Below are 19,522 nucleotides of genomic sequence, written 5' to 3'. Positions count from 1 at the left end.
GCTTCGCTGTCGTCACCTGCGCTTCAGGAAGGCGGCGGCGAGGACGGCGCCCACCAGCACCAGGGCGGAGTTGACGAGGATCGCGACCGAGACCCCCGAGAGCACTCCCTCGGCGCCGGTGTCGCCGAGCGCGGTCATCCTGGCGGTGGCGACGGCGCTCATGATCGGGATGCCCATCGTGATGCCGACCTGCTGGGTCATGGTCGCCAGGCCGGTGGCCAGGCCCTGCTCCTCGTCGGGCAGCCCCGAGGTGGCGGTGACCATGAAGCCGACGATCACCAGCATGTTGCCGACGCCGCCGACGAAGGTCGCGGCCAGCAGCAGCCAGATCGAGGAGCCCGAGGTCCCGAGGCCGATCAGGGCGAGGGTGGCGACCGCCTGGACGAGGCCGCCGGCGATGATGGTGGCCCTGGTGCCGAGGCGGCCGACCGCGCGTCCGCCGAGGGTGCCGCCGAGGACGGTGCCGAGGCCCAGGACCCCGAAGGCGAGCCCGGTGGCCAGCGGCGAGTAGCCGAGGACCTCCTGCAGGTAGAGGGTGAGCAGGAAGACCAGCGAGGTCTCGGTCACGAAGGCGATGAGCCCTGCCGTGTTGCCCCAGATGACGCTGCGCCGCTTCATGATGCGCACAGGGACGAGGGGAGCGTCGGCCCGCTGCTCGACGAACCAGAAGCCGACGAGGAGCACCAGGCCGGCGATGAGGGCCGCGAGCGTGGTGGGCGTGGTCCAGCCCGTCTCGCCGGCCTGGGTGAGGCCGTAGACGAGCGCGAGGAGCCCGCCGGTGACGGTGATCGCGCCGGGAACGTCCAGCTTCGGCCGTACGGCAGGCCGCGAGTCGGTGATCGCAGAGGGGGCCAGCGCCAGGACGAGCGCGGCGACGGGCACGTTGACGAAGAAGGCCCAGCGCCAGGAGAGCAGGTCGGTGAGCAGCCCGCCGAGGATGGCGCCCGCGGTGAATCCGGCCGACATCAGCGCGCCGTTGAGGCCGAGCGCCCGCTCCCTGAGCGGCCCCTCCTTGAAGGCGGTGGTGAGCAACGCCAGGCCGGCAGGGGTGACGGCGGCGGTCGCCAGCCCCTGCAGCACCCTGGCGATCAGCAGGATCTCGGGCGAGGTGGCGAGGCCGCCCATGAGGGAGGAGAGTCCGAGTACGGCCATGCCGCCGAGGAAGAGCCGCTTGCGTCCGACCAGGTCGGCGACGCGGCCGAACAGCAGGGTGAACCCGGCGGCCGCCAGCGCGAAGGAGGTGGCGATCCACTGCAGGTGCGTGAGGGAGAAACCGAGCCCCTCCCCGACGACGGGCAGCGCGACGTTCAGGATCGAGAAGTCAACGGCGATCATGAACTGGGCGCCGAGGAGGAGGGTGAGCACGAGCTTCTGCCGCCCGGTCATGGCGGTCTGCGGCTCGGCGTGGGTGAGCGTGGACATGGGGAGCCCTTCTTCTAACGGGTCTCTAGTACCGTTAAGCTGAGAGCAACTTAGCACGAGAGGATCGGTAATGGAACTGGAGTCCCGTTATGGCACCGTCAGGCCGGGTGGACGCACCGCCCGCGTGCGCGCCGCCGTCCTCCAGGCGGCCGGCGACGCGCTGGTCGAGCACGGCCTCGACGGCCTCGACCTCGCCGACGTCGCCCGCAGGGCGGAGGTCGGCAAGACGACCGTCTACCGGCGCTGGTCCACGACCACAGGATTGATCGCCGACCTCCTCGTCGACATGGCCGAGCAGTCCACGCCCCGCACGGACTCGGGCTCCCTGGACGAGGACCTCAGGGCGAACGCCAGGCTCGTGGTCAGGACCCTGACCGATCCCCGGCAGGGCGCGCTGTTCAAGGCGATGATCGCCGCCGCGACCTGTGACGAGCGCACCGCCGCCGCCCTGCACCGCTTCTACGCGACCAGGATCGAGGAGTGGGCGGGATGCGTGGCGGCCGCCGTGGAGCGGGGTGAGGTGCCTGAGGGCACCGACCCTCATGAGGTCATCCGCGCGGTCTCGGCCCCGCTGTACTACCGCCTGCTGGCCAGCGGCGACCCTCTCGACGAGAGCGTGGCCGACCGCGCCGCCACGGCCGCCGCGACGGCGGCCAGGGCGGGGGTCTACAGGGCCTGATCGGCCCTCAGGCGAGGGACGGCACCGCGGGCAGCCCCCACGCCCGCCTGATCTGCTCCAGGCTCGACCTGGCCGGCACGTCCGCGACGCCGGTCTCGCGCTGCGCGCGGGCCAGGCGGCGAAGGAGCCGGGGAAGCCCGGTCTTCCCTTCGGGGGCAGGCCCGCGCGGGGCCTCTGGGGTTTATCAGCGCCAGAGGCCGGGTGCTACGGGAGGTTCAGCTCGTAGACCTTGACGGCCATCGGGCCCGCGGGGTCGTAGACGACCCTGACGGCCAGGCGGCCCTTGCCCAGCAGCGACCACAGGTCGCCGGGGGTGCACCTGACCGCGCCGAAGCCCTTCTTGGTGTACTTGTCGTGCGGGTAGCCGGCCGCCCGCCTGCCGCACTTCTTGTTGATCTGGCGGAAGTCGAGGCCCTCGGTGTAGTCGATCCTGACAGGCTTGCCGGTCCGCTTGCCCAGGTGCCAGCCGGGCAGACCGCTCTCGCCGATCTCGCCCAGCGTCGCCTTGGAGGGGGTGAGGATCATGGCGGAGTCGCCCGACTTCTTGGCCCAGCCGTACACGGTTTTGAGGCCGGTGTCGGCGTGGGCGGCGGGGGCGACGGCGGCGGTCACCAGGACGCCGGCGGCCGCGACTCCGATGAGTTTCGTGGTCATAGATCGGGATCGTCCCACGGGATGACCCGTGGCGGCGGCGGCTCCGGGCGGGGAAAATGGTTTGCCTGGTCAGCACGGACTTTGTCAATCTTGACGAGCTATGCGCTCCCTACCCCAGGCCGATCCTGGCACCCCTGACATCCGCACGCCCACGCGCTACCTCCTCTGGACCGCGCGCCGCCAGGCGGGCGCCCTTGCCGTGGGCATCAGCTTCGCCATCCTGTGGTGGTTCGCGCAGGCGCTCATGCCGTTCGTGCTGGGCAAGGGCATCGACGCGGTCACCGGCAAGCACACCGACGATCTGATGACCTGGTCGGCGGTGCTGTTCGGGCTGGGTCTCGTGCAGGCCTACGCCGGCATCATGCGGCACAGGATGGCGGTCTACAACTGGCTGGCCGCCGCCTACAGGACGGTCCAGGTGACCACCAGGCAGGCCACCAGGCTGGGCGCGACGCTGCCGAAGCGGCTGTCCACCGGTGAGGTGGTGAGCGTCGGCAACTCCGACATCGCCCACATCGGCAACTCGATGGACATCCTGCTGCGCGGCGTCGGCTCCGTCGTGGCGATCGTCACGGTGACCGTGATCCTGATCTCCACCTCGCTGGAGCTGGGGCTGATGGTGCTGGTCGGCGTGCCGCTGATGGCGATCGCCGTCGGCCCGCTGCTCAAGCCGCTGCACAAGCGTCAGCAGGCCCACCGCGAGCTGCAGGGCGAGCTGTCCACCAGGGCGGCCGACATCGTCGCGGGGCTGCGGGTGCTGCGCGGCATCGGCGGCGAGGAGGTCTTCGCCGACCGCTACCGCGAGGAGTCCCAGCGGGTACGGCACGCGGGCGTGCGCGTCGCGGGCGTCGAGTCGATGCTGGAGGGCGCGCAGATCCTGCTGCCCGGCGTGCTCATCGCGATCGTCACGGGCATCGGCGCCTCCTTCGCCGTCGACGGTCAGATCACCACAGGTCAGCTCGTCGCCTTCTACGGCTACGCCGTCTTCCTGATCGGCCCGATGCGCACGCTCACCGAGGCCGCCGACAAGCTGACCAAGGGCCACGTCGCCGCCAGGCGCGTGGTCAGGATCCTTTCGATCGAGCCCGAGGTCTCGGGCGGCGAGGAGAGCTCGCACGGCGGCCTCCTGCACGACGCCGAGAGCGGGGTGACGGTCAGGCCCGGCACGCTGACCGCGCTCGCGGGCGGCACCCCGGAGGACGCGATCGCGATCGCCGACCGTCTGGGCCGCTACAGCGAGGGCGAGGTCTCCTTCGGCGGCACCGACCTGGGCACGCTGCCGCTGGCCGAGGTCCGCTCCAGGGTCCTGGTCGCCGACAACAACGCCAGGCTGTTCGCAGGAAGGCTGCGCGACGAGCTCGACGTCAGGGGCGAGGCCTCGGCCGAGGCCGTACGGCAGGCGCTGCACGCCGCCTGCGCCGAGGACATCGTCGAGGCGCTGCCCGACGGCCTCGACGCCCACGTGGCCGAGGCGGGCAGGGAGTTCTCCGGCGGGCAGCAGCAGCGGCTGCGCCTGGCCAGGGCGCTGGTCGCCGACCCCGAGGTGCTCATCCTGGTCGAGCCGACCAGCGCGGTCGACGCGCACAGCGAGGCGCGCATCGCCGAGCGGCTCGCCAAGGCGCGCGCTGGCAGGACGACGCTGGTCTGCACGACCAGCCCGCTGGTGCTCGACCGCACCGACCATGTGATCTACGTGGAGGACGGCAGGGTGCGCGCTGAAGGCGCCCACCGCGACCTGCTGGCCACCGAACCCGCCTACGCGGCGACCGTGACGAGAGGGGAGGACTGAGATGGCTCGGGAGATTCTCCCCGTCGCCGACCAGACGCAGGTTCGCGCCTACGCCAGGCGGCTGACGTTGAAGTACCCGCGTGAGCTGACTGTCGCCCTCGCTCTGCACGGCCTCGCCGCCGTGGCGGGGCTCGCGGTGCCGTGGCAGCTCGGCGGCCTGGTCCAGCGCGTGCAGGACGGCACCGACATCAACGTCACGCTGGTGGCCGTCGGCATCGGAACGTTCCTGGTGCTGCAGTCGGTGCTCATCCGCTTCGCGGTGCTGGCCTCCTCCAGGCTGGGTGAGAAGGTCCTCGCCGAGCTGCGCGAGGAGTTCGTCGACAGGGTGCTCGCGCTGCCGCTGTCCACGGTGGAGCGGGCGGGCTCGGGCGACCTGATCACGCGGACCTCGCGCGACGTCGACTCGCTGTCGAGGACCGTGCGGCACGCGGTGCCGGAGACGCTGATCGCGCTGGTCACAGGGGTGATCACGGTGGGCGCGCTGCTGCTGGTCAGCCCGCTGCTGATGCTGCCCATGCTGCTGGCCGTCCCGATCATCTGGTTCTCCACCCGGTGGTACCTCGCCCGGGCGCGCGACGGCTACCTGCGGGAGAACGCCGCCTACGCGGACATGACCGAGGGGCTGGCCGAGACGGTCGAGGGCGCCCGCACGATCGAGGCGCTCGGTCTGCAGGAGCGCAGGCACGCCCGCACCGACGGCGACATCTCCAGGTCGTGGGCGGCCGAGCGGTACACCCTCGGCCTGCGCACGGTGTGGTTCCCCATGGTCGAGCTCGGCTACGTGATCCCCGTGGTCTCCGCGCTGCTGGTCGGCGGGCTGTTCTACGCCAACGGCTGGGTGTCGATCTGGCAGGTCACCGCCGCCTTGATCTACGCCCAGCAGCTCATCGACCCGCTCGACAGGTTCCTCATGTGGATCGACGAGCTCCAGGTCGGCGGGGCGGCGATGGCGCGCCTGCTGGGCGTGGCCAACGTCCCCGACGACGGTACGGCGGGCACGTCGGTGCCGGCGGGCGAGAACCTGGCCGCCTCCGACGTGCGCTACGCCTACCGCGAGGGCCACGACGTCCTGCACGGGGTGTCGCTGTCGCTGCGCCCCGGAGAGCGGCTGGCGATGGTCGGGCCGTCGGGCGCGGGCAAGTCGACGCTCGGCAGGCTGCTGGCCGGCATCCACGGTCCACGCACCGGCGCCGTCACGGTCGGCGGGGTGTCGCTGGTCGACCTGCCCCTGGACGACCTGCGCGGCCACGTCGCGCTGGTCACCCAGGAACATCACGTCTTCCGCGGCACGCTGCGCGACAACCTGCTGATCGCGCGGCCCTCCGCCACTTCCGAGCAGGTCCTCGACGCGCTCAGGGCGGTGGACGCGCTGGACTGGGTGGAGTCGCTGCCCGACGGGCTCGACACCACGGTCGGCTCGGGCGGCACGGCGATCTCGCCGGCGCACGCCCAGCAGGTCGCGCTGGCCAGGCTCGTCCTGGCCGACCCGCACACGCTGGTGCTCGACGAGGCCACCTCGCTGATCGACCCCAGGGCCGCGCGCAACCTCGAACGGTCGCTCGCGGCCGTCCTCGACGGGCGCACGGTGATCGCGATCGCGCACCGCCTCTACACGGCGCACGACGCCGACAGGGTGGCGGTCGTGGAGGACGGGCGGATCAGCGAGCTGGGCTCGCACGACGAGCTGGTGGCCGAGGGCGGCTCCTACGCCGCCCTGTGGGCCAGCTGGCACGGCAGCCCCGCGCCGACCGCCCGCTGATCACTTCCAGAACCGCACCTCGGGGTAGGCCTTGGACGGGCCGTCCAGCAGCGGCTCGTCCCTGCCCCGCAGGTGCGTGTCGAGGAAGGCGGCCAGATACGCGCGGGTGATCCGCAGCGCCCGCGCTCCGTCGAGTTCGGGCGCGGGCAGGCCCAGCTGCGGCCTCAGCACGGCGTAGTCGACGAACGAGGAGTGGTCGGCGCCGGCCACGGTGATCCAGCGCTTCCACCCCGTCATGTTCGCCCACGACCTCGGCCACGTGGTGTCGCCCCCGTCGGGGACGTGCCTGGGGCTGCCGACCATGAGGAACGGCTTGTCCAGCTTCGGCACGACAGGCTGGAACGTGCCGTCCAGGTTCGCGCCCGCCTTGACACGCGGGTCGGCCAGCATGGCGTGCGCGGCGCTGTTGCCGCCCATCGAGTGGCCGACCACCGCGATCCTGGAGCGGTCGACCAGCCCCCGCCTCAGCAGCTGGTCGAGGACGAACCGCAGGTCGGCGACCCTTCCCTGGGCGACCTTCTCGCCGTCCTGGCCTCGGACGCAGGCCAGGCAGGTGGTGGTCCTGCCGTCGGGGAAGGTGGTGGCGACCGACTCGTAGGTGTGCTCCACCGCCGCCACCAGGTAGCCCCTGCTGGCCAGGTCCTCGGCCAGCGAGGTCAGCGTGGCCCTGGGGAAGCTGAACCCCGGCGACATCAGCACCAGGGGCAGGCGCGCCCGTGAGGGCGGTGCGGTCACCCTGGCGTGCACCCGGGTCGCGGTGAGCGACTCGGGCGGCACGTCGAAGTCCTTGAGGACGGCGGCCGACTCCTCCTTCGTCAGGTAGGTCACGCGCTTTCCTCCTGAACTGGCGGCCGGGTACCAGAGGGAGACCATGAGCTCCCTGGCGGCCGCCTCCTGGTTCCAGGGGTCGCGCCGCTCGGTGTCGACCAGGTGGAGGGAGGTCGTGCCGACCTTCTTCGTCCCCGTGGGTTCGGGAAGGGAGGGCTTGGCGCTCTCGGCGTGGGAGGGGGAGGCGAGCAGGCTGAGCGACAGGGCCGCCGCGACGACATAGGGGGTCTTCATGCGGATCACTCTGGTTCGGCCGAGGCAGGTCGGCCCAGCGCCGAACGTCGGTCGGAAACTACAACTTTCGTCGTAATTCGTCCGGTTCGCCGGGCCCTACGCTCGGGGACATGGTGCTTGGTGTCCTGGTGTTCGGGTTCTCCCTGGCCACGCTCAGCGGCCAGATGGGGGTGGCGACGGACCTGCCGTTCCCGCTGCTCGTGCTGATCGCGGCGGTGGCGGGGGCGGCCGCGTGGTTCGCGCCGCGCGCCTGGTGGCCGCTGGCCGCCGTGGGCGCGCTCGCCCACGTCGGATTCGCGATGTGGCCGCCGCTGCTCGTCGCCTCCTACTACGCGGGCACCAGGCTGCGCGAGCGGCGCGACATCGCGGCGTACGCGGGCATGGGCGCGGTGACCGTCGCCCTCTCGGCCGGGGTCGGAGCGCTGATCGGCGGTCAGAGAGAGCATCTGACCGGCACGCTCGGCAACGCCACGCTCATGGGGGCGGCGGGGATCGGGCTGCCGCTGGTGTTCGGGCTGTGGGTGCGGGCCAGACGCGACGTGCTGGCCGCCGCGCAGGAGCGCGCCGAGCGCCTCGAACGCGAGCAGGTCATGCGCGCCGACCAGGCGCGCGCCCAGGAGCGCGCCCGCATCGCCCGCGAGATGCACGACGTGGTGGCCCACCGGGTGTCGCTCATGGTCATGCACGCGGGCGCGCTGGAGGTCGGTACCTCCGACTCCCGTACGGCGCAGGCCGCGGCGCTGATCGGCGACATCGGCAGGGAGGCCCTCACCAACCTGCGCGACGTGCTGGGCGTCCTGCGTGCGCCCTCGCTGCCCGCCCCCCGCGCTCCTCAGCCCACGCTGGCCGACCTCGACGGGCTCCTGGACCAGTCACGCGCCCTGGGCATCGCGCTCACCAGGCACGACGAGGGCGAGGCCCGCTCCCTGGGCCCGACCGTCGAGCGCACCGCCTACCGGGTGGTGCAGGAGGCGCTCACCAACGTCCACAAGCACGCGGGCGAGACCAGCGCCGACGTCTCCATCCGTTTCCTGCCCTCCTCGCTGGAGGTGGTGGTCGCCAACCAGCCTCCGGTACGGCAGGCCGCGCCCCTGCCCGAGTCGGGCTGGGGACTCGTGGGTCTGCGCGAACGCGTCGAACTGGTAGGGGGCACCCTCCACACCGGCCACCGTGAGGACGGCGGCTTCGAACTGCGTGCCAGGATTCCCGCGTGATCCGCGTACTGATCGTCGACGACGAGGCGCTCGTCCGTTCCGGCCTGCGGCTGATCCTCGAGGCGGCGGGGGACATCGTGGTCGTCGGCGAGGCCCGCGACGGCGCCGAGGCGATCTCGGCGGCGGGCAGGCTCCGCCCCCAGGTCGTGCTCATGGACGTCCGGATGCCGGGCGTCGACGGGCTGGCCGCGGCCGCCCGGATCCTCAGCGCCCCCGACGCACCGAAGCTGATCATGCTGACCACCTTCGACCTGGACGAGTACGTGCACGAGGCGCTGCGCCTCGGGGCCGTCGGTTTCCTGCTGAAGGACACGCCGCCGCGCGAGCTGGCCGCGGCCGTCAGGACGGTCGCGGGCGGGCAGGCCATGCTGTCGCCCACGGTCACCAAGCGGCTGATCTCGGCCTTCGTGGACAGGGCGCCTTCGCGGGCGGAGGCGGCCCGCAGGCAGCTGGCCTCGCTCACTGGCCGGGAGGAGGAGGTGATCAGGGCGCTGGCCAGGGGACTGTCGAACGCGGAGGTCGGCAGGGAGCTCCGTCTGACGGAGGCGACGGTGAAGGCGCACGTCAGCAGGGTGCTGGCCAAACTCGGCCTGACCAACAGGGTGCAGGCCGCCATCGTCGTCCACGACGCCGATCTCTGCTAATCTATGAATAATAAGTAGACCTATAATAGGTTCAGTTATCATAGGACCGTGGAAAAGCCTTCCGGCATCTTCGATCGGGACTACGAGTGGTCGCAACTGACCCGATTCGTGCAGTATCACGGCGGTGAAGCGACGCTTGGCGTGGTGTCCGGGCGACGCCGTCAAGGTAAGACCTTCCTGCTGGACGCGGTATGCCGCGCGGCGGATGGCTTCTACTTCGCGGCGACCGAAGCGACAGAAGCCGAAGCGCTCCGCCAGTTCGGCACGGCGATGGCGCACCACCTCGGAGAGCCGGTGCCGCGTCGTTTCGAGCGATGGGACGAGGCGATCCAGGCGCTCATGCTTATCGCCTCAGATCGGCCCGTTCCTGTGGTGATCGATGAATTCCCCTACCTCGTGAAGGCATCACCAGAGCTCCCCTCCCTCATCCAGCGGGCGCTCGGGCCGCAAGGGCAACGAGCTGGCTCCCCGATCCGTCTGCTGCTGTGTGGATCCGCGCTGTCGTTCATGGGCTCGCTACTGGCGGGCACCGCGCCCCTTCGTGGAAGGGCCAGTCTGGAGTTGGTGGTTCCCACCCTCGATTTCCGGTTGGCCAGGGAGTTTTGGGAACTCGACGATCCTTCTCTGGCTCTGCTCGTCCATGCGGTGGTGGGCGGAACTCCCGCCTACCGGCGCGAGTTCACTCTCGGCGACGTCCCGCGGGATCGGGCGGATTTCGGCCCGTGGGTGATTCGCAACGTGCTCAATTCCGGAAGCCCCCTCTTCAGGGAGGGGCGCTCCCTTCTCTCGGAGGAGCCTGAACTTCGCGATGTGGCGCTCTACCACGGGGTGCTGTCGGCGGTCGCTGGAGGCAACCACACGCGGGGAGGGATCGCGAACTATCTCGGAAAGAAGTCGACGGATCTGGGCCATGCCCTGACCATGCTCGAGGACGTGGGCTTGATCTGCAGGGAAGCCGACGCCTTCCACGGTAAGCGTTCCGCCTATCGCATCACCGAGCCGATCGTCAGCTTCTACCATGCGATCATGAGGCCTGAGTGGACCGACCTGGAACGGCCCGGATCGGCAGCGCAGGTTTGGGAGCGATCTCAGGCAACCTTCTGCAGCCAGGTGCTCGGCCCGCACTTCGAGCACCTGGCTCGGCTATGGACCCGGTGGTACGCCGACGTTTCGACCCTCGGAGGCCGACGGACCAGAGTAGCCTCCGGCGTGCTGCCCGACCCTGCCAACAGGACCGGTCATGAGATCGACGTCGTGGCCTTCTCCCGCATGGACGACGGTAGGGAGAAGATCCTCGCGATTGGCGAGGCGAAGAGCGGGGACGTGGTCGGGCGCGCGCACCTGGATCGGTTGGAGCGGACTCGCGCGTTGCTCATGGACAGAGACGAGCGTGCCACGCCTGAGACGCGGCTGTTGCTGTTCAGCGTGGCGGGGTTCATGCCACAACTGGAAGAGATCGCGCGAGCGCGCGAAGACGTCCAGTTGGTGGACCTGGAGCGCCTCTACGGCGGGTCCTGAAGGCTTGGCGCCCGAAGCATCCAGTCAGAGGGCGGGGTGCGTGCGCAGAGCTGGTCCAAGCGGTGCAGGGCTGGGTGGGGTCTTGGTGTCTCGCCCGGGTGGGTCTGAGAAGGGCGTCCGAGCGAAGCGAGGGCCTCAGGGAGTCGGGTCGGCGGCCCGACTGGGGGAACGGCTGAATCCCACGCGCGAAGCGCCCCTTGGTGAGGGCCTTGCTTTTCGCGCGTGGGGTTCGAGTGTCCTACAGGCCGAGGGACTTCTTGAGGAAGTCGACCTGGAGGAGCAGCAGGTTCTCGGCGACGACCTCCTGCGGCGTCATGTGGGTCACCCCCGACAGCGGCAGGACGGTGTGCGGGCGCCCTGCCGACAGCAGGGCCGACGACAGGCGGAGCGTGTGCGCGGCGACCACGTTGTCGTCGGCGAGACCGTGGATCAGCAGGAGCGGGCGCTCCAGCTTGGCCGCGTCGGCGAACAGCGAGGACTGGTCGTAGACCTCTGGCTGGGCGTGCGGGTCGCCGAGGTAGCGCTCGGTGTAGCACGTGTCGTACAGGCGCCAGTCGGTCACCGGCGCGCCCGCGATCGCCGCGTGGAAGACGTCGGGCCTGCGCAGGACGGCGAGCGCGGCCAGGTAGCCGCCGAACGACCAGCCGCGGATGGCGACCTTGGACAGGTCGAGGTCGTCGGGGTACTGCTGGGCGACCCCCTGAAGGGCGTCCACCTGGTCGTCGAGCACAGGGGTGGCCAGGTCGTTCAGCACCGCCCGCTCGAAGGCGGGACCGCGTCCAGGGGTGCCGCGGCCGTCGGCGACGACGACGGCGAAGCCCTGCTCGGCGAACCACTGGCTGGTGAGGTACATGCCCTGGCTGGCCAGCACGCGCTGGGCGTGCGGCCCGCCGTACGGGTCGAGAAGGACGGGCAGCCTGCGCGAGCCGGGCTCGTGCCACGAGGGGAAGACGACGGCGGTCGACAGGTCGCGGGTGCCCGAGCGGCCGAGGTGGACGCGCAGGTCGAGGCCCGGCCGCTCGGCCAGCGAGGGGATCGGGATCGTCATGCCGCTGGGCAGGACCACGGTGGCGGAGACGCCTTCGCGCTCGAGTGACTGCTCGGTCAGCACCCCGACGCCCCCTGCCAGGCGCCCCGAGTAGACGCCCGACGCGGTGGAGACGGGCATGAGGGAGTGGCCGTCCCACGTCCAGAGCTGGATCTCGGTGGGGTCGCCGCTGGCTCTGAACAGCACGGTGTCGCGGTCGATGTCGAGCACGTCGCGCACCTGGAGGGTGGGCGGGGTGACGACGCGGTCGCCGACGAACAGGCGGCGTCCGCCCTCGTCGTCGGCGACCCAGACCAGTGAGCCGTCGTCGAGGTGGCCTGGCACGCCGGTCACGACCTCGACCCAGGCCTCGTCGGTGTCCTCGCGGACGAGCGTGGAGCGGCCGGTCGCGGGGTCGGCGGTGAACAGGCGGCGCGTCCGCTGGTCGCGCGACATGGTCACGATCGACAGCGCGTGGGAGTCCCACGAGGCGGTGGTGAGGTACTCGTGCTCGAACGGCACCGCGACGCGCGAGCCGTCCAGCCCCAGGACGAACAGCTCGGTGCGGGCGTTGGGCGTGCCCGCGGCCGGATACCTCTGAGGGACGGCAGGGCGGTCGGGGTTGGCGGGGTCGGCGATGTACCAGGTCTGGACGGGCGCCTCGTCGGCCCGCTCGACCAGGAGGGCGTCGCCGGCGGGCGACCACCAGTAGCCGCGGTGGCGGTCCATCTCCTCGGCGGCGATGAACTCGGCCAGGCCGTAGGTGACGGTGTCGCTCTCGGGGGTGGCCAGGGCCCGGTCGTCGCCGGTGGCGAGGTCCTGGACCCGGAGCGAGCCGTTCGTGACATAGGCGACATGCCGCCCGTCAGGCGACAGGCGCGGGTCGATGACCGCGCCAGGCGTCTCCAGCCTGCGGGTCGTGCCCTTGGCCGCCTCGGTGACGTAGAGGCCGCCGGACAGGGCGAAGGCCGCCAGGGTGGCCGCGGAGTCGGTGGTGTAGGCGACGACGCCGCCCGCCTGCTCGCGGCTGCGCTCACGGCGGGCGCGCTCCTCCGGCGGCAGGTTCTCCTCGTCGGCGTCGAGGGCGCGGGGGTCGACGACCAGGCGTTCGACATGGGTGGCGGTGTCGAGCTCCCACAGGCAGGTGACCGGGTCGGTGCCTGACCGGGTGCGCAGGAACAGGACGCGGGCTCCGTCGGGGGAGATCGTGAAGCCCCTGGGCACACCCAGGGTGAACCGGCGGGTCCTTGCGTGCAGGCGCGGGAAGCTCTCACTCATAACCCCCCATCTTGCCAGGTGAGACACCTCCGTCGTGCGCCCCGGAACTCCTCGGAGGACGGCAGGGTCGGGGTCGTGACGGGGTGTGGCATACGCTCGGGGGCATGAGTGATCGACGCCTTCTGCTCGTGCACGCCCACCCCGACGACGAGACGATCGGGACCGGCGCGACGATGGCCAAGTACGCCGCGGAGGGGGCCCACGTCACGCTCGTGACCTGCACGCTCGGCGAGGAGGGCGAGGTCATCCCGCCCGAGCTGGCGCACCTGGCCGCCGACAGGGACGACAGCCTCGGCGAGCATCGCGTCGGGGAGCTGGACGCGGCCTGCAAGGCGATGGGGGTCGAGGACCACCGCTTCCTCGGCGGCCCGGGCAGGTGGCGCGACAGCGGGATGATGGGCGTCGCCTCCAACCACCGGCCGAACGCCTTCTGGCAGGCCGACGTGGACGAGGCCGCCGCCCTCCTGGTGAAGGTCGTCAGGGAGGTGCGCCCCCAGGTCATGGTCACCTACGACGACAACGGCTTCTACGGCCATCCCGACCACATCCAGGCGCACAGGGTGGCGTGGAGGGCCTTCGAGCTGGCCGCCGATCCCGAGCACGGCGAGGGCGAGCCGTGGCGGGTGGCGAAGTTCTACTACACCGCCGTGCCCAAGTCCGTCATGCGCAGGACGGCGGAGGAGCTCGCCGAGGCGGAGGTCGCCTTCGTCCCCGAGAACGTCGAGGATGTGCCGTTCGGCGCCGCGGACGACGAGGTCACGACCGAGGTGGACGCCAGGCCGTACCTGGGCAACAAGCTCGACGCGATGCGCGCGCACGCCACGCAGATCATGGTCGACGCGCCGTGGTTCGCGCTGTCCAACAACATCGGGCAGGAGGCGTTCGGGGTGGAGCACTTCATCCTGCGCAGCGGGTCGCGCGGCGAGACAGGGCCGAGCGTCCCGCGTGAGGCCGGGGGTCTCGGCGAGCCTTACACCCTTGAGAAGGACCTGTTCGCGGGCATCCACTAACCTCCTCCGTTATGGAGCAAAGGAGCCACGCCGAGTCCGCTCTGGCCGGGGCCGCGTACGGCATGCTGGTCGTGCTGGGGGTCGTCCTCGGCGTGGTGGGCGGGTTCACCCACGCCTGGTACATCGGCGCCTCCTTCCCCGCGGCGGCCATCGGCTGGGTCCCGGTGCTGTTCGGCCTCTGTCTCCTCGCGGGCAGGATGATGCGCTCCAAGCTCGGCGCCTCGGCGGTGGCGATCGGCTGGCTGCTGGTCTCGATGGTGTTCTCGCTGAAGCGGGCGGCGGGCGATCTGGTGATCGCCGGCGACATCGCCGGATTCGTCTACCTGTACGGCGGGCTGGTGGCGGTGGTGATCGCCGTCCTGATGTCGCCCTCCTCGGGCGGCTCGTGGCTGATGAGAGGCTCGTACGGCCCGCCGCCCCCGACGCCTGACGGCTCGTAGAGTCCGCCCCCCAACGCCTGACGGCGCCGCCCGAGGGCGGCGCCGTCGTCGTTCACGTCATCCGCTGTTCACGGGGTCGGCGGGGGCGGTGAGGTGGGGCTGGGCACCTGGCCGGCGTCCATGCCGTTCGGATCCTGATCGGGATCCGGGTCGGGGTCGGGGTCGGGCGCCGTCGTGCACGGCAGGGAGGTGGGAGCCAGCTCGGCGGGCGGGGTGGTGACCGGGGCGGTCGTGCCGGGCGTCGTCGAGACGGCTGCGGGGGTGGTGACCGACGGCGTCGGAGACGTCGGGGTGTCCGCGGGCGGTGTGGGAGTGCCGGGGTCGCTCGGCGCGAGATCGGCCGGCGGTGACGGAGTGCCGGCAGGGGCCGGGGTGCACGTGACCGTGATCGTGACGGGAGGCGGCGCGGGGGCCGTGATCGTCGAGACCGACACCGAAGGCGCGGGGGTCTGGGTGATCGTGACCGTCGCGTTGACCGTGGTGGTGGTCGCGACCGTGACCGTCGCCGAGGGAGCGGCCGACGCCGTGACCGTCGTGGTGGCCGAGGGGGTGGCCGTGGCGGTGATCGTGCGGGTGGGCCAGGGGAGGACCTTCAGCGAGACGCTCGGCTTGCCGCTCGTCCTGTACGACCCCTTGCCGAGCTTCTTCGACGTCTTGCCCGCTCCCGTCGTGACAGGCAGCGAGGCGGAGGCCGTCCTGCAGGACTTGCCCTTGCACACCTTCTGCTTCACAGTGAAGCGAGCCGCCCCGCCGTACGTGACTGCGACGTCCAGGTACGAGACGCCCTTCTTCTTCACCACCTTGGCCGTCGCCTTGTACTTGGCGGTGCTCGAGGTGGGTGTGGGCGTGGGGGAGGGGCTGGTGGAGACGGGTAACTCGAGCCTGTCGGCCGTGGGGGTGTCGGTCGCGGACGAGGTCTGCGTGACGGCGAAGCCGCCTACGGTGGCGAGCGCCATGGTGCAGAGGAGCGCGGCCAGAATGATGAATCTCATGATCCTGCTCTTGTGGGAGATTTCAGGACGGGGATCATTATTCCGATTTGTCAAGTTCGGTCAAGGGTGAGACGCATGGAGAGGCGCCATCGGATCCGTAGGATCGCGAACTTCGTCAACCTGTCCACTCCGCTCGGCCTGCTGATCTCCGTCATGGGCGGGGCGCGCAGAACGAACGGCCCTGACGGCCTCATTCTGGCCTACGGTTACCGCTACGCCTTCCCCGTGGCGGGCGCCTTCACCGTCGGGAACGTCGTCGTGACCAAGCATCCCGACGGCTACCTCACCGGCAGGCTCCTCGACCACGAGAGCCGCCACGCGACTCAGTGGGCCTGGTGCGTCGGCCTGCCGATGCTGCCGCTCTATCTGGTCTCGCTCGCCGTGTCGATGCTCATCTGCGGCAACCAGGCGGCCTACAACCCCTTCGAACGGCTCGCCGGGCTCGAAGACGGCGGGTATCCACGCAAATCGCCATGGTGGCGGAGGAATAGAACGCTCCCTGAGGGGATCATCAAGGGTGAGTGATCCGTTACGTAGGGGAGCGTGCCTATGTCTCAGACCATCCAGCGGAGCGCCCCCGCCAGGCCGGCGTCCTTCAGGGACCGGCTGACTGCGCCGCTTCCCGCCTTCCGTGAGCTGGTGAGCGTCGCCTGGCATGGCGGGCTGCGCACCAACATCGGCGACATCGACCAGATTCCGGTGCTCAGGGGCGGTCTGCCCCAGCTCACGGGCACGGTGGTCACCTGGGTGGGGCACGCGACCTACGTGCTCCAGGTCGAGGGGCTGACCATCCTCACCGACCCCGTGTGGTCCCGCAAGATCCCCGGTGTACGGCAGCGCCTCACCCCGCCTGGCGTGGCCTGGAGCGACCTGCCGAGGATCGACGCGGTGGTGATCAGCCACAACCACTACGACCACCTCGACGCCCCCACGATCAGGCGGCTGCCCAGGACCACGCCCATCTTCGCGCCGGCCAACCTCGGCCGCTGGTTCACCAGGCGGGGCTTTCGCCATGTCACCGAGCTGGACTGGTGGGAGGGCGCGACGCTGGGCGGGGTGAGTTTCGACTTCGTGCCGGCGCACCACTGGAGCCGCCGCACGATCTGGGACACGTGCAGGTCCCTGTGGGGCGGGTGGGTGATCAACAAGTCGATCTACTTCGCCGGCGACACCGCCTACGGGCCGCGCCTGGCCGAGATCGGCGATCGCTTCCCCGGCCTCGACCTGGCCCTGATGCCGGTCGGCGCCTACGAGCCCCGCTGGTTCACCAAGGGCAACCACGTCAACCCCGCGGAAGCCGTACAGGCGTGCCTGGACGTGGGCGCGCGGCGCATGGCGACCATGCACTGGGGCACGTTCGTGCTGTCGGGCGAGCCGCTGCTCGAGCCGGTGCTGCTGGCGCGCGCGGAGTGGGAGGCGCGCGGCCTGCCGCGCGCCGACCTGTGGGACCTCGCGGTGGGCGAGTCGCGCCCGCTCACAGTGTGAGGGTCACGGCATGAGGGTCAGGGTGTGAGGGTCAGGGTGTTCACCGCCGCCTTCCTGATGGAGTCGGGCTTGGAGTTCATCGGCGTCGTCTCCCCGTTCGCCCAGAGGGGCGCCTGGTCCCAGTAGTTGTCGTGGAAGGCGTGGCCCGAGGCGCCGGTGAGGTTGATCCAGCGGGATCTGTCGAGGTCGGCGAGGTCGATGACCATGCGCATGGAGGGGACGGCGGTGATGGCGTAGTCGTCCTGGATGTTCCAGCCCGTGGCGTTGACGGCGTCCTTGTTGCCCGGCGAGCCGAAGGGCCCGCGGTTGAACAGCGCCTCGATCGGGCCGATGCCCGAGGTGCCGAACGTCTGGTTGGTCAGCGTGAGCTGGTGCAGGTCGCCCCATCGCCAGGCCTTGACGTCCTCTCCCAGCAGCCCCGCCAGCTCGTGGTGGGCGTCGGCCATGGCGCTGCGCAGGATGTCGTCGCGGGTCTCGGTGAAGCCCTTGGTGGTGACGTCGTCCCAGAAGGGGTCGACGGGAGCCGCGAGCAGGCTTCGCACGACCTCGTACCAGCGGTCGCCGCCCGTGGGCCTGGCGCCCTCGGGCAGGTCGTCGTTGAAGGCGGCGATGAGCAGGTGCCGCCAGACCGCGTTGAAGTAGGCGGCGGGGGCCGAGTCGAGGCCCTGGGAGCCGTCCCAGCCGCGCAGCAGCCCCTGCGCCCGGGCGCTGGGCCCGGCGAGCTCGACCTGGAGCAGGGCGGGGACCAGTAACTCGGCCAGGCCGTTGTGGGAGTCCTGCTGGATGCGGCTCATGGTCTCGGCGTCGATCTTGCCGGACTTGATGGCCTGCTGGACGCGTTCGACGATGCGCTTGGCGCGGTAGCCGTACGACCAGTCCTTGGTGAGCAGGGGCCGGTAGCGGCCCGGGTCGATGACCGCGTTGTTGGCCGTCACCACGAAGCCGTCGGCGGGGTCGGCGACGCTGGGCAGCTGGTCGTAGGGGATGGGCGCGGTCTTCCACTCGTACTCGCCAGTCCAGCCGGGCACCGGCCAGGTGCCGTCGCCCTTGGCGCGCACCGGGATGCGCCCTGGCGCCTGGTAGCCGATGTGGCCCTGGGTGTCGGCGAACACCAGGTTCTGGGCGGGCACGTCGAACAGCGAGGCGGCGGCGCGGAACTCGTGCCAGTCGCCCGCCGCGTTGAGCTCGAAGATGGCCTCGGCCGCGGTGCCGGGGGAGAGCGCGGTCCACTGCAGGGCGACGGCGTTCGCCCCTCCCGAGGGCTTGACGCTCCCCATCACCTCGTTGATCAGCGGCCCGTGCCTGGTCTTGCGCACCGTGAGGGTGACCGGCGCGCCGCCGGCGACCTTGATCTGGACGTTCCTGGTCTCCAGCCTGGCCCACTGCCCCCTGTAGAGGTAGGTGTCGCCCTTGACCTGCTCGAGGAAGAGGTCCGCGACGTCGGGGCCGAGGTTGGTGAATCCCCACGCGATCTTGTCGTTGTGCCCGATGATCACGCCGGGGACGCCGGAGAAGGTAAACCCTGTCACGTCATAGCCGCACTTGTCGGACTTGGTGCGGCAGTGCAGTCCCGCCTGGTACCAGACCGACGGCATCTGCGCCGACAGGTGCGGGTCGTTGGCGAGCAGGGGTTTGCCCGTCGTGGTGTGCTCTCCCGAGACCACCCACGAGTTCGACCCGATGCCGTCGTGCTCCTCGGTGCCCATGAGGTCGGGGACCCTGCTCAGCGCCTCAGCAGCCTTGGTGAGGGTGGCGGCGGCGTCCTCGCCCAGCCTCGGCTCCGCCTGCTGGTCGAAGCGCTGGTCGGTGACCGTCCCCTGGGTCACGATCGAGGGGTTCCTGTCGAACGGGTAGCCGGGATAGAGCTGGTCCACGCGCTCCCTCGGCAGCCTGGTGGCCGCCAGCGCCCTGGAGATCTCGTCGGAGAGGTTGGAGCGCAGGTCCCACGCCATGGCCTTGAGCCAGGTCACCGAGTCGAGCGCAGTCCAAGGCTCGGGCACGTAGCCGGAGTTCTGCAGCTTGAGCACCGAGTACTCCAGGCTCCTGGCCGAGGCGTTCGGGTGCTCGGCGAGCCAGGCGTTGACACCCTTGGCGTAGGCGTCGAGATAGCGCCTGGTGCGGTCGGTGAGCGTCGCCAGCTCCTGCTGGGCCACCTCGCGCCAGCCCATCGTGCGGATGACCTTGTCCTCGGTCAGCGTCGCCTTGCCGAACAGCTCCGACAGGCGGCCCGAGGTGACGTGCCGGCGGAAGTCCATCTCCCAGAAGCGGTCCTGGGCGTGGACGTAGCCCTGCGCCATGAACAGGTCTTCCGAGGTGTCGGCGTAGATCTGCGGAATGCCCCACGTGTCGCGGTAGACCTCCACCTTCGAGGACAGCCCCGCGAGCTTGATCACTCCGTCCAGCTGGGGGAAGGACTGCCGCGCGATCCACACGCCGACGGCCGCGAGGACCAGTGCCAGGGCCAGGAGCACGGTCACTACCCGTGCCAGCCAACGCAGCGGCCACGGCAACCACGCATAGGGCCTGATCCTCACGAAAACCTCCCTCTG

At 70.8% G+C, this 19,522-nt stretch carries 16 protein-coding genes; 10 read left to right on the top strand and 6 right to left on the bottom strand.

The features are described 5' to 3' along the window. Nucleotides 1-12 precede the first annotated feature (12 nt). Nucleotides 13-1,422: an MFS transporter gene (locus ABFX50_RS09645; protein WP_346145147.1), complete on the bottom strand. Its 1,410-nt coding sequence runs from the start codon at nucleotides 1,420-1,422 to the stop codon at nucleotides 13-15. 70 nt (nucleotides 1,423-1,492) lie between these two features. Between ABFX50_RS09645 and ABFX50_RS09640 the strand changes: the two genes are divergently transcribed. Further along, nucleotides 1,493-2,101, top strand: a complete 609-nt coding sequence (locus ABFX50_RS09640) for a TetR/AcrR family transcriptional regulator (RefSeq protein ID WP_346145145.1) — start codon at nucleotides 1,493-1,495, stop codon at nucleotides 2,099-2,101. A 204-nt stretch (nucleotides 2,102-2,305) separates the two neighbouring features. Here ABFX50_RS09640 and ABFX50_RS09635 read toward each other — a convergent pair whose 3' ends face one another. Continuing rightward, entirely contained in the window at nucleotides 2,306-2,755 is a 450-nt protein-coding gene (locus ABFX50_RS09635; RefSeq protein WP_346145143.1) for a hypothetical protein, read from the bottom strand. Nucleotides 2,756-2,855: 100 nt separating this feature from the next. Here ABFX50_RS09635 and ABFX50_RS09630 point away from each other — a divergent pair, with 100 nt between their 5' ends. Continuing rightward, nucleotides 2,856-4,544: an ABC transporter ATP-binding protein gene (locus ABFX50_RS09630; protein ID WP_346145141.1), complete on the top strand. Its 1,689-nt coding sequence runs from the start codon at nucleotides 2,856-2,858 to the stop codon at nucleotides 4,542-4,544. A gap of 1 nt (nucleotide 4,545) precedes the next feature. Further along, entirely contained in the window at nucleotides 4,546-6,303 is a 1,758-nt protein-coding gene (locus ABFX50_RS09625; protein WP_346145139.1) for an ABC transporter ATP-binding protein, read from the top strand. Here the strand turns inward: ABFX50_RS09625 and ABFX50_RS09620 are convergent, their stop codons facing one another. Further along, nucleotides 6,304-7,365, bottom strand: coding sequence for an alpha/beta hydrolase family protein (locus ABFX50_RS09620; RefSeq protein WP_346145137.1), 1,062 nt, complete (start codon nucleotides 7,363-7,365; stop codon nucleotides 6,304-6,306). A 110-nt stretch (nucleotides 7,366-7,475) separates the two neighbouring features. On the opposite strand from ABFX50_RS09620, the gene ABFX50_RS09615 reads away from it, so the two are divergent. Genes ABFX50_RS09615 through ABFX50_RS09605 form a run of 3 tightly spaced genes read left to right on the top strand, consistent with a single transcriptional unit; the run spans nucleotide 7,476 to nucleotide 10,741 of the window. Further along, nucleotides 7,476-8,579, top strand: coding sequence for a sensor histidine kinase (locus ABFX50_RS09615; protein ID WP_346145135.1), 1,104 nt, complete (start codon nucleotides 7,476-7,478; stop codon nucleotides 8,577-8,579). After that, complete coding sequence (locus ABFX50_RS09610) at nucleotides 8,576-9,223, top strand: response regulator (RefSeq protein ID WP_346145133.1); 648 nt, start codon at nucleotides 8,576-8,578, stop codon at nucleotides 9,221-9,223. Before ABFX50_RS09615 ends, ABFX50_RS09610 begins: the two co-directional genes overlap by 4 nt. A 48-nt stretch (nucleotides 9,224-9,271) precedes the next feature. Then, nucleotides 9,272-10,741: an AAA family ATPase gene (locus ABFX50_RS09605; RefSeq protein WP_346145131.1), complete on the top strand. Its 1,470-nt coding sequence runs from the start codon at nucleotides 9,272-9,274 to the stop codon at nucleotides 10,739-10,741. Nucleotides 10,742-10,979: 238 nt separating this feature from the next. On the opposite strand, the gene ABFX50_RS09600 is transcribed toward ABFX50_RS09605, so the two are convergent. Further along, nucleotides 10,980-13,046: a S9 family peptidase gene (locus ABFX50_RS09600; protein WP_346145129.1), complete on the bottom strand. Its 2,067-nt coding sequence runs from the start codon at nucleotides 13,044-13,046 to the stop codon at nucleotides 10,980-10,982. Nucleotides 13,047-13,150: 104 nt separating this feature from the next. Here ABFX50_RS09600 and mshB point away from each other — a divergent pair, with 104 nt between their 5' ends. Together mshB and ABFX50_RS09590 are read left to right on the top strand one after the other, a co-directional pair. After that, a complete protein-coding gene (mshB, locus tag ABFX50_RS09595) occupies nucleotides 13,151-14,056 on the top strand; it encodes an N-acetyl-1-D-myo-inositol-2-amino-2-deoxy-alpha-D-glucopyranoside deacetylase (protein ID WP_346145127.1) in 906 nt (301 codons plus the stop codon). Between the two features lie 11 nt (nucleotides 14,057-14,067). Continuing rightward, the gene (locus ABFX50_RS09590) at nucleotides 14,068-14,496 is read left to right on the top strand and encodes a DUF6113 family protein (protein ID WP_346145125.1); all 429 of its coding nucleotides are present in this window, start codon (nucleotides 14,068-14,070) and stop codon (nucleotides 14,494-14,496) included. 68 nt (nucleotides 14,497-14,564) lie between these two features. Here ABFX50_RS09590 and ABFX50_RS09585 read toward each other — a convergent pair whose 3' ends face one another. Further along, a complete protein-coding gene (locus ABFX50_RS09585) occupies nucleotides 14,565-15,488 on the bottom strand; it encodes a hypothetical protein (RefSeq protein ID WP_346145124.1) in 924 nt (307 codons plus the stop codon). Between the two features lie 75 nt (nucleotides 15,489-15,563). Between ABFX50_RS09585 and ABFX50_RS09580 the strand changes: the two genes are divergently transcribed. Together ABFX50_RS09580 and ABFX50_RS09575 are read left to right on the top strand one after the other, a co-directional pair. Next, nucleotides 15,564-16,013 carry a hypothetical protein gene (locus ABFX50_RS09580; RefSeq protein ID WP_346145122.1) on the top strand — a complete coding sequence of 150 codons (450 nt, stop codon included), beginning with the start codon at nucleotides 15,564-15,566 and terminating at the stop codon, nucleotides 16,011-16,013. 24 nt (nucleotides 16,014-16,037) lie between these two features. Then, nucleotides 16,038-16,973 carry an MBL fold metallo-hydrolase gene (locus ABFX50_RS09575; RefSeq protein WP_346145120.1) on the top strand — a complete coding sequence of 312 codons (936 nt, stop codon included), beginning with the start codon at nucleotides 16,038-16,040 and terminating at the stop codon, nucleotides 16,971-16,973. A 17-nt stretch (nucleotides 16,974-16,990) separates the two neighbouring features. On the opposite strand, the gene ABFX50_RS09570 is transcribed toward ABFX50_RS09575, so the two are convergent. Then, complete coding sequence (locus ABFX50_RS09570) at nucleotides 16,991-19,507, bottom strand: penicillin acylase family protein (protein ID WP_346145118.1); 2,517 nt, start codon at nucleotides 19,505-19,507, stop codon at nucleotides 16,991-16,993. Nucleotides 19,508-19,522 lie beyond the last annotated feature (15 nt).

The sequence above is a fragment of the Nonomuraea recticatena genome, from assembly GCF_039533245.1.
GTDB lineage: Bacteria > Actinomycetota > Actinomycetes > Streptosporangiales > Streptosporangiaceae > Nonomuraea > Nonomuraea roseola.
The sequence above is the reverse complement of the archived record's forward strand: the minus strand, read 5'-3'. Positions and strand labels throughout refer to the sequence as shown.

Bases quoted from the DNA above. Each gene is read 5' to 3' on its own strand.
- ABFX50_RS09645 (WP_346145147.1), bottom strand. From the start codon at position 1,422: ATGTCCACGCTCACCCACGCCGAGCCGCAGACCGCCATGACCGGGCGG.
- ABFX50_RS09640 (WP_346145145.1), top strand. From the start codon at position 1,493: ATGGAACTGGAGTCCCGTTATGGCACCGTCAGGCCGGGTGGACGCACC.
- ABFX50_RS09635 (WP_346145143.1), bottom strand. From the start codon at position 2,755: ATGACCACGAAACTCATCGGAGTCGCGGCCGCCGGCGTCCTGGTGACC.
- ABFX50_RS09630 (WP_346145141.1), top strand. From the start codon at position 2,856: ATGCGCTCCCTACCCCAGGCCGATCCTGGCACCCCTGACATCCGCACG.
- ABFX50_RS09625 (WP_346145139.1), top strand. From the start codon at position 4,546: ATGGCTCGGGAGATTCTCCCCGTCGCCGACCAGACGCAGGTTCGCGCC.
- ABFX50_RS09620 (WP_346145137.1), bottom strand. From the start codon at position 7,365: ATGAAGACCCCCTATGTCGTCGCGGCGGCCCTGTCGCTCAGCCTGCTC.
- ABFX50_RS09615 (WP_346145135.1), top strand. From the start codon at position 7,476: ATGGTGCTTGGTGTCCTGGTGTTCGGGTTCTCCCTGGCCACGCTCAGC.
- ABFX50_RS09600 (WP_346145129.1), bottom strand. From the start codon at position 13,046: ATGAGTGAGAGCTTCCCGCGCCTGCACGCAAGGACCCGCCGGTTCACC.
- mshB (WP_346145127.1), top strand. From the start codon at position 13,151: ATGAGTGATCGACGCCTTCTGCTCGTGCACGCCCACCCCGACGACGAG.
- ABFX50_RS09590 (WP_346145125.1), top strand. From the start codon at position 14,068: ATGGAGCAAAGGAGCCACGCCGAGTCCGCTCTGGCCGGGGCCGCGTAC.
- ABFX50_RS09585 (WP_346145124.1), bottom strand. From the start codon at position 15,488: ATGAGATTCATCATTCTGGCCGCGCTCCTCTGCACCATGGCGCTCGCC.
- ABFX50_RS09580 (WP_346145122.1), top strand. From the start codon at position 15,564: ATGGAGAGGCGCCATCGGATCCGTAGGATCGCGAACTTCGTCAACCTG.
- ABFX50_RS09575 (WP_346145120.1), top strand. From the start codon at position 16,038: ATGTCTCAGACCATCCAGCGGAGCGCCCCCGCCAGGCCGGCGTCCTTC.